This is a genomic window from Mesorhizobium sp. B1-1-1 (genome assembly GCF_006442955.1).
GTDB lineage: Bacteria > Pseudomonadota > Alphaproteobacteria > Rhizobiales > Rhizobiaceae > Mesorhizobium.
In genome coordinates, this window is record NZ_VFWW01000009.1 from 329,267 (window position 1) to 340,890 (window position 11,624).

12 protein-coding genes and 3 pseudogenes are annotated in these 11,624 nt (G+C 59.9%); 5 read left to right on the top strand and 10 right to left on the bottom strand.

Annotation, left to right across the window (positions count from 1 at the left end; genetic code table 11):
* The first annotated feature begins 212 nt into the window (after positions 1-212).
* On the top strand, positions 213-1,094 hold the full coding sequence (locus tag FJ986_RS20875; RefSeq protein WP_140525828.1) for a manganese catalase family protein: 882 nt from the start codon (positions 213-215) through the stop codon (positions 1,092-1,094).
* Positions 1,095-1,263: 169 nt separating this feature from the next.
* Here FJ986_RS20875 and FJ986_RS20880 read toward each other — a convergent pair whose 3' ends face one another.
* The 9 genes and pseudogenes from FJ986_RS20880 to FJ986_RS20920 form a co-directional block, all read right to left on the bottom strand.
* The gene (locus FJ986_RS20880; RefSeq protein ID WP_140501403.1) at positions 1,264-1,743 is read right to left on the bottom strand and encodes a DUF2269 family protein; all 480 of its coding nucleotides are present in this window, start codon (positions 1,741-1,743) and stop codon (positions 1,264-1,266) included.
* A pseudogene (locus FJ986_RS20885) lies at positions 1,743-3,027 on the bottom strand (SDR family oxidoreductase). Before FJ986_RS20885 ends, FJ986_RS20880 begins: the two are co-directional and overlap by 1 nt.
* Entirely contained in the window at positions 3,024-3,320 is a 297-nt protein-coding gene (locus FJ986_RS20890) for a hypothetical protein (RefSeq protein WP_140525827.1), read from the bottom strand. The pseudogene FJ986_RS20885 and the gene FJ986_RS20890 overlap by 4 nt, the downstream one beginning before the upstream one ends.
* 82 nt (positions 3,321-3,402) lie before the next feature.
* Positions 3,403-3,924 (bottom strand): annotated as a pseudogene (locus tag FJ986_RS20895) (ferritin-like domain-containing protein).
* 303 nt (positions 3,925-4,227) lie between these two features.
* Complete coding sequence (locus tag FJ986_RS20900; RefSeq protein ID WP_140525826.1) at positions 4,228-5,145, bottom strand: NAD(P)/FAD-dependent oxidoreductase; 918 nt, start codon at positions 5,143-5,145, stop codon at positions 4,228-4,230.
* A gap of 83 nt (positions 5,146-5,228) precedes the next feature.
* The gene (locus tag FJ986_RS20905; RefSeq protein ID WP_224656178.1) at positions 5,229-5,573 is read right to left on the bottom strand and encodes a SemiSWEET transporter; all 345 of its coding nucleotides are present in this window, start codon (positions 5,571-5,573) and stop codon (positions 5,229-5,231) included.
* A 53-nt stretch (positions 5,574-5,626) separates the two neighbouring features.
* Positions 5,627-6,544 (bottom strand): hypothetical protein, encoded by a 918-nt coding sequence (locus tag FJ986_RS20910; protein WP_140525825.1) that lies wholly within the window; start codon positions 6,542-6,544, stop codon positions 5,627-5,629.
* The gene (locus tag FJ986_RS20915; protein WP_140525824.1) at positions 6,541-6,936 is read right to left on the bottom strand and encodes a phage holin family protein; all 396 of its coding nucleotides are present in this window, start codon (positions 6,934-6,936) and stop codon (positions 6,541-6,543) included. Before FJ986_RS20915 ends, FJ986_RS20910 begins: the two co-directional genes overlap by 4 nt.
* 41 nt (positions 6,937-6,977) lie before the next feature.
* Positions 6,978-7,790: a hypothetical protein gene (locus tag FJ986_RS20920; protein ID WP_181167750.1), complete on the bottom strand. Its 813-nt coding sequence runs from the start codon at positions 7,788-7,790 to the stop codon at positions 6,978-6,980.
* A 193-nt stretch (positions 7,791-7,983) separates the two neighbouring features.
* On the opposite strand from FJ986_RS20920, the pseudogene FJ986_RS30960 reads away from it, so the two are divergent.
* A pseudogene (locus tag FJ986_RS30960) lies at positions 7,984-9,068 on the top strand (alpha/beta fold hydrolase).
* Here the strand turns inward: FJ986_RS30960 and FJ986_RS20940 are convergent.
* Positions 9,044-9,706 (bottom strand): Ku protein, encoded by a 663-nt coding sequence (locus FJ986_RS20940; protein ID WP_140525819.1) that lies wholly within the window; start codon positions 9,704-9,706, stop codon positions 9,044-9,046. The pseudogene FJ986_RS30960 and the gene FJ986_RS20940 overlap by 25 nt on opposite strands.
* A gap of 307 nt (positions 9,707-10,013) precedes the next feature.
* On the opposite strand from FJ986_RS20940, the gene FJ986_RS20945 reads away from it, so the two are divergent.
* From FJ986_RS20945 to FJ986_RS30965, 3 genes are all read left to right on the top strand, one after another.
* Positions 10,014-10,247, top strand: coding sequence for a hypothetical protein (locus FJ986_RS20945; RefSeq protein ID WP_140499472.1), 234 nt, complete (start codon positions 10,014-10,016; stop codon positions 10,245-10,247).
* A 364-nt stretch (positions 10,248-10,611) separates the two neighbouring features.
* Positions 10,612-11,169 (top strand): DUF1003 domain-containing protein, encoded by a 558-nt coding sequence (locus FJ986_RS20950; protein ID WP_140499474.1) that lies wholly within the window; start codon positions 10,612-10,614, stop codon positions 11,167-11,169.
* 258 nt (positions 11,170-11,427) lie between these two features.
* Positions 11,428-11,624, top strand: a 197-nt coding sequence (locus tag FJ986_RS30965) for a DUF4142 domain-containing protein (protein ID WP_246681812.1), incomplete at its 3' end; no start/stop codon positions are given.

Sequence of the window (11,624 nt, forward strand, 5' to 3'; positions counted from 1 at the left end):
GCACCAGGGCCGCCTTGAGGGCGGGGTGAAGGCGATCACCCCGCGGGTCGCTTCATCTTGGTCTTGCGCCAAACAACCGCGCCCTGCCGAAGCGGATTGCACACGTTTCGCGCACGCGCGTCCAACTCGACATGGTCAGGATAAATACTGTCGAACAGAAGGAACATCTGGTTCTGCGGTCGGTTGGGCGAGATCAACGGAGATAATATGAGATGTTTTACACCGACAAGAAATTGCAATTCCCTGTGCGCGTGGAAACGCCCAGCCCGATCTTTGCTCGTGCTTTGCAGCAGGCGATCGGTGGCGTCGAAGGCGAGATACGAGTTGCGCTGCAGTACTTCTTCCAGGCCTGGGGCGCGCGCGGCCCAAGCAAGTATCGGGACCTGCTGCTGAACACCGCCACTGAGGAACTCGCCCACATCGAGATGCTCGCGACGGCCGTGGCGTTGAATCTGGAAGGGGCGCCGCTGTCTTTGCAAGAAGACATTTCAGCCGATACGATCGGCGGCTCCGTGTTGAACGGCATGAACTTCCGCCACATCCTTTCCACCGGACTCGCGGCATTGCCGGAAAATTCAAACGGCGTGCCCTTCAATGCTTCACACGTCTACGCCAGCGGCAATCTCGCCGCCGACATGATCGCCAATGTCACGGCGGAAAGCAGTGGCAGAGTGCTTGCCACACGCCTCTACAATATGACCGACGATCCCGGCATGAAGGAGATGCTGTCGTTCCTGATCGCCCGCGACACGATGCACCAGCAGCAATGGTTAGCAGCCATCGAGGACATGGGCGGGCTCGCGGCTTCACTGCCGGTTCCCAATTCCTTCCCCCAGGAACAGGAACTTCGCGACGTCAGCTATGCTTTCGTCAACTGTTTCGTCGACGGCGTGCCGCCGCCCGAGGGCCGTTGGTCGAGCGGCAAATCCATTGACGGCAACGGAGAGTTCACGACGGTCGCGGGCGAGCCGATGGGTGAGGAACCCATGCTTGGCTCCCCCCGCGTGGACAGCGGAGCACAGAGCGAACAGATCGGTTCTACCCGGGGCTCCAGTCGCGCCAGGGGGTCAGACGGTAACGGCGCTCGCGGCTAGTGTCATTCTCCAGCTTAGGCTGATGGCAACGCTTTCTCCCTCCAATCGTCGGAAAGCACCTATGGCGTCGCGCCTTCTGTTCAGGGTGAGAAGCCGTGTTGGTTCCCGAACTCACCACCTGGCCAAAGGACCTGCTGCCCATCAGTGGCCAGCGAAGCTCTTGTCACCGTCAATCGAACAAAACGATGAGGGGACGCGTGATCATGAGCCAGAAGATGGCGAGCACGGCGGCGAAGGCAGGAAAACCGAAGACAAACCACAACCGAAACAGCTTGTTGTACCGCTCCGGCGGCGGGTCGCCAGATGTGGCGGCGCGCGTCGCCAGATTGCGCATCTCCATCTGCATCCAAACGACCGGCAGCCAGAACAGGCCGGTCACGACATAGAGCACAATCGACAGCACGATCCATCCTTCCCTCAATGAATAGCCAGCCTGCCAGGCGAGGGCCACGCCGGTGATCGGCTGCGCGACGACGGCAGTCGCGGTAAAGAGGAAATCAGCGACAACCACGATGTGGGCAACTGCCGCGATTGTTGCGGCATTGCCGGTCCGGTGAGCGAGAAGCATGAAGAAGGCAATCCCCGCCCCTGTCCCAAGCAGCACGGCTGCGCCGATGACGTGCAGATATTTGACCACGAAATAAAGCATCAGCGCTCGTCCAAGATCGCCAGCGCAACGAAGTGCAAGGCGAGGATCGGCAGGATTTTCATCAGCGGGCCGAGTGGCTCGTTCCAGAGATCCGGGCGCAGGATGGTGCCGGCGATGGCGTAGGACAGCGAGATCGCGATCGCACCCCAAAGACCCGGGCGGCTTGTCGGCCGGAACGCGATCAGAGCGCCGACAGCCGCGTCGGCGATTGCACCGGCCACGACCGCGGCCTCGGCGTGGGGCGCCACCGCAGTGCCGATCAGCAGTTCGACGCCATTACGCCAGCCTGTCGTGAGCGAGATGATGCCGGTCATGATCCAGAAGAATGGCAGCACAACGAAGATCGCGGGCTTGATGAGATAGAGCCCGGCAAACCATCGCTCCTGGACCGTTGCCGGATCGGCCGCAAGTGCTGATGCGAGGCTTGCCGGGTGAATGCCTGTCGTCACAATCCAGGGCTGCGGATCACCGACAGCGCCTCGCGTGATTTCTTTTTTGCGCATTGCTGCGGATCGGCGGTCGCCAGCCGAGCCATCCAGCCAGATCGCCCAGACGATAGAGGCCTCTCGCCACCCAGCCGGGCAAGGTGAATATGGCTGCCTTCTTCCATCCAAACCACTGGCGGTAACGACTGACGAGCTCTGTCATGGTGAGCGCCTCCGGCCCCGCAAGCTCCAGCGTCAAGCGAGAAGGACTCGTGGGCAGGAGGAAGAAAAGAACGGTGGAGACAATGTCATCGAGCTGAACGACTTGCAGGCGACCGGTATTGGGCATGGCCGGCAACAATGGCAGCGCGGCTAGCCCACGCAACAATGCGCTTGCGCCAAAGACGCCGCGCCGCGCCACCGAGGGACGCAGGATCACCCAGCCGACATCGAGCGCCATCAATACCTTGTCGCCGGCCAGCTTGCTGGCGGAGAAGGCGGACAGCTGATCGCGGTCGACACCGATCGCCGAGAAATGGATGACCGTCTTGATGCCGGCCCGTTCGCAGGTCCTGAAGAGAGCGGAAGCGGCGATGGCATGGACCTCCTGAACCTTTTCCCGCGCGTTGTCCTGCAGAACGCCGGCGCAGTTGACGACGGCATCGACGCCTGAAAGAGGCGAACTCCAGTCCTCCGGTCGGACCGCCTCCGTCATGTCCAAAATGACGTCCGAACTTTTCGAAGAGCCGGCAGGTCGGGAGCGGCGGAGCACGCGCCGTACTTCGTGTCCCTCCGCCTCCAGGCGCGCGCATAGTGAGGCGCCTATCAAACCTGTAGCGCCGGTGACGAGGATCTTCATCCCGTGAGCCCGGCCTGCGGCGTCGCTCGAGCCGCCGGCGGCCTGTTTGCCGGCAGCACGCCTTGTTCGTCGAATCCCCATCTGTGGCAGGACCAGTACCATATCCGGTCGACCGGGTTCCAACCGTCGATGCAGCCGGCACTCGAACCGTCTGCCGCCTCGCTGATAGCGAGTTGCTCGCCATCATGGTTGATCACCCGGCCGTCGCCTGGGTCGATCTCATCGATCTCAACAGCTTTGGTGCGACGTTCGAACAGGAGCTGTCTTTTGCTCGACGCCGGTTCCGCGGACATAGGCGCGACCGATGCTTGGTCAAGCGGCATGGGTTGCCGGACATCCATGACGGACCTCCTCGGCGTGATCCAGTGCGGATATCTAGGCCGCCTTTTGCATCGCTCTCTCGTTCACACCGGCCTCCCCGAGTTGCGTCAGTGCTTCATCGGTCGCCTTCTCCTCCTTGAGCGACTGTTCAAGCAGCGGAACGGCCTTTTTCAGCCCAAGCAAACCGGCCCAGGTGATCAGCGTTCCATATCGGGCGATCGATCTCATAATGCTCGACGGCTTGCGCGGCGGCCACGAGCCCGGCATCCAGGGCTGGAGCCTGTTGAAAGTCCTCCAGGATCTCCTGCCCTTCTTCTATGATGCCGTCGATTGCCGGGCAGGTCTTTCCCTGTGCCCGCTTGCCGAAGATCTCGAACACCTGCTGCAGGCGCTCGATCTGGCCTTCCGTCTCACCTCGATGCTTCTCAAAGGCAGCAATCACCTTTTCGGATTCAGCTCCCTTCGCCATCTTCTTCAAGGCGGAAGGATTTTGCGCTCGGCGTAGTAGATATCCTTCAAGCCGTCGTGGAAGAGATCCTCAAGTCCCTTTGTCTGCGAAGCTTTCTTGGTTGCCATCCTCATCTCCTGCTTGAAAGCGCGCCGGGCGGCACCCCGTTCAAACGAGGCGGCTCCTTGTTTGTTCCGCCGTTTTTCCCCAGCAGACGCCGGCACCCCGTCGGTTGCGAATAAGCGGCATCGACGGCAGTGCCTGAATGCGCACACAATAGGTGTTGTCTCGCCAATGCCGCATTGAGGCTCTTACGGCGCCAATGGGGGGCACCAGGATGCCGGGGAAGCGACGAATATCCCCGCGAGGGCTGCGCCACGCGCCATCCTGTACGACTGAACGACTGAACGACTGAACGAGGGCGGACCTGTTCACTCGTTTTGCGCAAGATAGCTGTGCATATCGGTTGCGGCGATCGCCGCGTGTCCGAAGGCGACCGCGACCTGGTTGATTTCGTCAACCACATCGCCTGCGGCGTAGAGGCCCGCAATTGCGGTTCGCTGGCGCGAATCCACGACAAGATTGCCGATTTCGTCACATTCCGCGCCGAGGTTGGTGGCCAGCTTCGATCGCATCGTGCAGCCCAATGCGGGATAGATGGTATCGAAAGACAGCGTGTTTCCGGCAACGAGCCTGATGGTCGCCTGATGGCCGGCAGAGCGGATCGAGCCCGGGAGGCACGCGTGCACCTTGATTCCAGCCTTTTTGAGCAAGGCGTCGGCGGCGGGGTCGAATCGAGTTGTCGTCTCGACCAACATGGTGACGTCACTTGTGTAGCTTCGCATAAACAACGCCATCTTCATTGCGTGATCTGCCGGGCCCATCACCGCAACCCGTCCGTCGATGACCTCGTAGGCGTCACAGATCGGACACAGCCGCAACGTGCCGGCCTTGATCATATCGGCGGCGTCGGGCGTGTCTGGAAGCGTATCGACAATACCGGTGGCCATGAGCACCGCGCGAGCCCGAATGGGAACCGATGCCGTGGCGATGAAATCGGTCCCACCCCGCTTAATGTCGTGGATCGTATCGTCCACGAGATCGACTCCGCTCAGCAGTGCCTGCTGCCGCAGACGATCAAGCAGCTCAACACCGGCAATACCGTCAGGAAACCCGGGACAGTTGTGGGTTACCGGTATCCACTTTGCGCGGCTTTGGCCGGCATCCACAAGGACGATCCGGCGCCGAAAACGCCCCAGGTAGGTCGCGGCGGTCAGGCCGGCCGGTCCGCCGCCGATGACCAGGCAGTCGTATGATTCGCCAGGACGGATTTCATCGTCTGAAACCACAAGAGAACTCCCGACATGAGCGCGTCATTCCTGGCTGCCACCGCTGAGCGCCTCGTAAACCTCAGAACGCAACCAAACGAAGATCATCGCTCAGTCCTTGAGGCAGCGGGATCCAGCACGTCCGCGACCGCGTCCTTCTTCGCGCGAGGAAGGAGCGTCATCAGAAGAATGAATGCCGAGAGAACGAGACAGGCGGCGTTTGTGATGATGATCGGCCACTCGCCTTTCATGGACCCGAAGATGAGCCAGAGGGCGAACCCTGCTGCCGTAATCGCATACATAGGCGCGGAGATACTGCCCGTGTCTCGCGTCTTTATGATCTTCCAGGCTTGCGGCGTAAAGCTCACCATCGAACATAGTGCCGCGAGATAGCCGACCAGTGTCTCAGTTTCCATGCAATCAAACCGTCGGCGCGCGGTTTTGTTCACGACGGGTGTCTCTAAGTTCAATTTGACCGCTGCCCTGGCACCCTGCAGATGGCTTAGGGCTTGGCCGTGGAGGACTGATCCGATTCGGGAAGTCGATCTCGAACCGCCTTTTCGGTAGTTTTTGCGGTGGCCTTGACGACCTCACCGACCTTACCGGCTAACGTGTCGGCGGTGCCGCTCGAGCCCTGCCGGTCCGCCTCGCTCTTGACTGTCTCGTAAGCTTCGGCAGCGATCTCTTTCGCTTGCTCCACGCCGTCCTCTAAAGCACTGTTGGCGCTGCCAAGTAGTTTGTCGCGGTAGCCGCCGAGTTGCTCGTCTTCCATGGTTGTGCGAGGCAGAAGCACGCCTATAGCCGTACCCGCCGCCAGGCCGAGGACGGCAAGTGCCAGTGGTTCGCGCTCAAATAGTTCCTGCGCGGTTCGACTCGCCTGCACAGCCATATCACTCGCACTGGAGCCAAGCTGCCCCACGGTGTTTACAACCTTATCCTTGGTCTCGCCAGCCGCAGTTGCGGCCGCTTCGCTTGCATTGCTCGCAATCGAGCCAGCGGTCGCGCCGGCATCCGAGAGCATCTCTGCGACCGCCGATGGTCCACCATTGGGGATCTCTTGTCCGGAACTCGGCCCTTCCGCAGCCCCCGTCACATCGCTGACCCCGAACGTCCCCCCATCCGTGTCGGCCTGATTGTTGACAGCCTGGGTTGCAGGAGAGCCACCCGCCGAAGCACCGCTGCCAAGCATCAGCCAAGCCAGGCCGGTCCCAACCAGCATCAGGGCCAAAGGGTTGTCGCTGACTTGGGTCTGGAATCTGCTGAGGGCGGCGGTCCCTGCGCCGCCAGAAAACAACCCGGTGAATTCGTCGATCAACTGACCGGGTGTCATTTTGCTGCGGATGGATTCGGCGGTATCGACGACCGCTGCGCGGGCAATCTCGGCTTCGCGTTCGAGTTCGGCTGCCGATTTCTCGCTCATCTCATTTGTCCTTTGATCACACGCGCATCGCTGTTGAGTTGTTCTTGTGTGCGGTCAGGAGCCAATCCGGAAGGCGCAATGCCGGCCATTCCCGTGCGAAGGAGAATCACCCCCAGGATCGCCACGACGACACCGACGAGCAGCGAGGCCCACCCGGCCCCCAGACCCGCCTTAGCCAAAGCGATCACGAGCGCTTGGAGCAGTACCACCAGCGATGCCAGCAAGCACACGGCACCGCCTACGACTTCGACCACGCCGTGCCCGGCTTTGCTGACGTTTTCGGATATTTCGGCCCGCAGAAGCCTTGTTTCGGTCTGTAGCAGGGTCGTCACTTGCTGTGTAAGGTCGCTCACAAGGCTCGCGAGACTGCGGCCGTCCTGATCGTTGTTCATCGGTCATGCTCCGTGCTCGGCCAAGAAAGTGGCTGCATTCGTTATGACGTGAGGTCGTCCCGTGGAGAGCTGCCTGTGGTCTTCGGGCGCGTTACAGTCTTTGGGGCGCCACTGCTTTTCAGCCGACCGTCCGCTTCGCTCGAATCAGCGGGTTGCGAGCTTTTGATGAAGCGTCCCAGAGCCAAACCGGCGAAAACCGACCCGGCGATAAGCACTCCAGAGTTTTCGCGCCCGAAGGACCTGACCTCGCCTAAGACTTGTTCGACTGGTTTGTCCCGCAAAGAGGACGAGAGGCGCTCCAGCCCGCCAGCGGCAGTAAGCACGAACTTCGAAACGGTGGCTTGATCGCTGTTGGCCAGATGCTCACTTGCTGCCCGCAACGCGCCCCCAAAAGCGGCTAAGCTCGCGCTCATGTCGCGCTGCGTTTCCTGCGCCTTCCCTGACAAAGCCTCCTGCGCTTCCGACGCGTACTCGCCAGCTTTGCTGACGACTTCGTCACTGGCGTCGTGAATCAACCGGGTGGCATTTTGGGTTTCTTCCTGGAGCCGGTCGGAGAGCTCGCTCTTTGCCGTATCGAAATCGGATGCTGGACGTCCTGGATCGCCTTCGCGTTGCATAATGGCTCCTAGTGAAAACCGAGGAAGGAGAGAATTGCCAGCACGACGACAACGAGACCTATGAGATAAATGACGCTGTTCACGGCCTGATTTCTCCATTTTCGTCGAAAGCAAACACGCTGAACCGCGCGATGTTCCATCAGCCAAAACTTTTTTAGCTCCCTTAGATTTAAAGACCCCCTGCGTGGGTTGATCGTGCGAGTTGAACGCGAGCACGTCGCCATGTTTGGAGCCCAAGGGTTACTCGTCACCGGTGCTCTTTTGGCTATCCAGTCTGTGGAAACGGCTGGCAAGACTAACGCCTCCCCCGGCTGTCATTCGACCTTCCGCGGGCTCAATCTCGAGGAGCCCTAGGCCGAGCTAAGCCCGTAGCCTCGTTCGAAGGTCAGGCGATCAGGCGCCGGAACAACCTTGTGGCGTCTCAGTTCGGATGGCGAAAACGGTGAGCCTTTTGGGTGCGACGTCCCAGCGGCGATTCGCCAGTCGCCGCAACCTACGCAAGGAGCACGGCAGCTTGTCTTTCCGGTTTCAATTCTCACTGAAACGATCATCACGCGTCTGGGTCGGCGGCCTGGTTGCGGCGGTGGCCTTGCTAGCGTTGAACAATCGAGCAGCGACCAAGCAAGCGCTTTCCGTCCGCGCGAAAGGAAGGACCATAGAGGTCGACGGTGTCCGCCTTCGATATGTCGAGGCTGGAAGCGGCAGGGACCTGGTTCTCCTGCATGGGAACGGTTCCGCCGCTGAGGACTTCCAAACCAGCGGTCTAGTCGACAAAGCAGCCAAGCGTTATCGCGTTATTGTATTCGACCGCCCCGGGTTTGGCGGAAGTACTCGGCCGCGCGGTCGCCTATGGACCGCCGCGGCCCAGGCAGATCTGCTCCAGAGCGCCACGCAGAGGATCGGGGCAGACAATCCCATCGTTCTTGGGGGGCATCGATCGCCCTCCAGTGGGCGGCCCGGTATCCGGACGAGATTGGTGGCGCGGTTCTCCTCTCCGGCTATCATTTCCCCTCCGCAAGGTTCGATGCCATGCTTGCCGCCCTGCCGGCACTGCCAATCGTGGGAACCATCATTTGCCACACCATCCTGCCGCCTGTCGTCAGGCTGATCTGGCCCGTTTTGATGCGCCGCCTGTTTGGGCCGCAACCTGTCCCGCCAGAGTTTTCAAATGCTTTGCGAGATCTGGTCAGCGCACCGTCGCACTTGCGAACGACTGCCGCGGAATCTGGTCTGCTGATCCCCGTTGCCGCGTTGGCTCCCAAGACCGCAGGGAGGACAAACGCGCCGATAGGTATCATGGCCGGGGACGCGGACAGCCTGCTCGACACCAACTATCATTCCCAACATTTGCACGCGGTCCTACCGGGCTCGATGATGCGCATCGTCGCGGGTGCCGGTCACATGGTTCATCATGCTGCGCCGCACCTTGTGCTCGAGATGGTGGACAGCATCGCGGCAGCCGGATCGCTCTCACCTGAAGAAGCTGCTTACTATGCTCCTGCACCGCGCGAATGACTCGGGCGGTAGCCCCGAGCCCGGGCGGCCAATCGATCTTTTCTGATCCAGGCACAGAGTCGTTTTGTCATAATTCGAAGAAAGCTTTTCGGGTCTTTGAATATAGTCTCTTCCGAGATCATCTCGTCATGGGTCCGCAACTCGGTAAGCAGCATTCCCTTGCCATAGGGCTGTATCACGACTTCGCGCCCGCGTTGGTACAGCACCACGCAGGACCGCGCCGCCACACCCTTGGCCATCGCTTCGCGCAGCACGGAGAAGGCCTCGGTGGAAGCACCGTCGGCAGGGATCAGGTAATAAGGCTTTTCCAGGTAGCGCGTGTCGATATCCTTGATGGCGACAAACTCGTCGACCTCAAGCGTGTGCTCAGACGTCATCTTTAGCTTTTTGATCTCGTCCGGTTCGACCTTGATGAAATCGCCCGCGTCTGCCTCGTAGCCTTTGACTTGGTTTTCGCTATCGACGACATCGCCCGTCTCTTCGTCAACATAGGCAGCCTTGACAGGCAATCCATCTTTCCGATTCAAAATCTTGAAGTGGATTTTCGATGCCTCGCTGGTTGCACCCACAAGCTTCACTCCGCACGACACGGACCCGACTTTTAAAATCCCTTTCCAAACTGCTCGTGGGGCTGCCATGCAGTCCTCCTGTCGGGCCGATCCTCGGCACAAACGTCAGCCAGATCGTTATGTTCCGCCCGCCTGACTTGGATTGCCGCCGGCGACTGTGCCTGGGTTGAGTGGGCCTGATCCAACGACACATGCTCCAAGGAAATGAGGCGCTCATGCCACCGCGGACTGAACGTCAGGCCAACGCACGATTTGGACCAGAAACTCGATTGCGATCGTACGCGATAAAAAAATCCTGCCTCACAACAAAATCCAGCTTGGAACCTTCTGAAATCGCCAAGGTTCGGACAGAAAGGCCCCGAACGGATACACGAACATGGCACGCTTCTTTTTTGATCTTACTGAAAATGGAAACGTTACTGAAGACAACGAGGGGAGCGAACTTCCCGATACGGAGACCGCTACAGATGAAGCTGTAAAGGCTTTGACCGAAATAGCGAGAGAGACACTCCCCCATGACGGCAATGAGTGCGAACTCGCTTTCATCATACGCGACGAGGAGCGACCAATAGCAGAGGCAGTTATACGGTTCGAACTTCGCCCGCTTTAAAGCGCTCCCCGGGCTGAAATCCATCGATCTGGCGACGCTCTCGGCAGGCGATCCTTGTCTGGTCGGAGAGTGTCCTGAAGCGCTCCATGTCGTTTCGGATTGCACAACTGCATCAGCCTCCACTACCATCAGAACCTCCCGTTTCGCTAGCGACTCCTCATCCGCGTATCCTATCGCGGCCTTCGACCGGCAAGTCGCCAGGCCCATTTGCGGCGTTGACCGTCTCGCTTACCGAACACCTCTGATAGGTATGTCTCATTGGGTGAGCCATTCGTGATGAAGGTCCGTCAGCGCTCCTGAGGCTGCATGGATCGAAACGCCAACCGACCAGTTAAGTGGGTCAGGTGGAGACACGGAGAGAGCTATGCGCCCAAACACCTCAGGCAATGACATGGGATCCGCCACCCCAACCACACCACCCGCGGACGGCCTCGCTCCTGCCTTGGCCCGCAACATCGAAGCAATCGTTCAACGACGGAAGCGCGATGCGAACGCTGCCACTGCGGAGCAACGCGCCGCGGGAGCAATTAGCCAGTTCGCAGGCAGCATGATGTTCGTCTATATCCATCTTGTTTTCTTTGGGGGCTGGATCGTCCTCAATATCAAGCCCGTCGGCTTTGTTCAGCCTTGGGACCCATCCTTGGTTATCCTGGCGATGATTGCATCCGTGGAGGCGATCTTTTTGTCCACCTTCGTGCTCATCAACCAGAACCGGATGGCCGCTGAGGACGATGCGAGAGCAGACCTCGATCTTCAGGTCAGCCTGCTCAACGAACACGAGACGACCAAGCTCATCAAGATGGTCGAGGAGATTGCCAAGCGCATGAATGTTGCCACGGAAGCGGACGATGAATTGAAGGAACTGAAGCGCGACGTGGCACCTGAAGCTGTTCTCGACAAGATTATGGAGGCAGAGGAGTAGAGGAGGTGTCGCCAGTATCTCACCGATAGGCGAAACCGTGTCGATGAACGCTCGTTTGCTGTCAGCAGGGCTGGCGGGTACAAAGTAGCCGCAGACAAAGACGATCCCTTCGCACACTTGCCCCCTCCGACATGGCTCCCTGCGTCGCAGCCGCTATACCTGGCACGACATGTGTCTCGTCGGATCCATTCGGTATCCCACACTGCACCTTTATCAGCGGCCTCCCTTCGCCGCTGCCATTGCCGGCAGAAGCTGGCATTGGTCGAATTCGATCTGGCTTACATCAGCGGCCAGATCGTCGACCATCAGAAGACTGTGCAACTCCTTGAATGGGAGATCGGCTCCGGCCGGGATCCGGATGTCCAGCATTTCGCCTCCGATATCCTGCCGGCCGTACTGGAGCACCTGCGAATGGCGCGGGACGTCCGCAGCAAGCTGGTGAACCCGGCATTGGC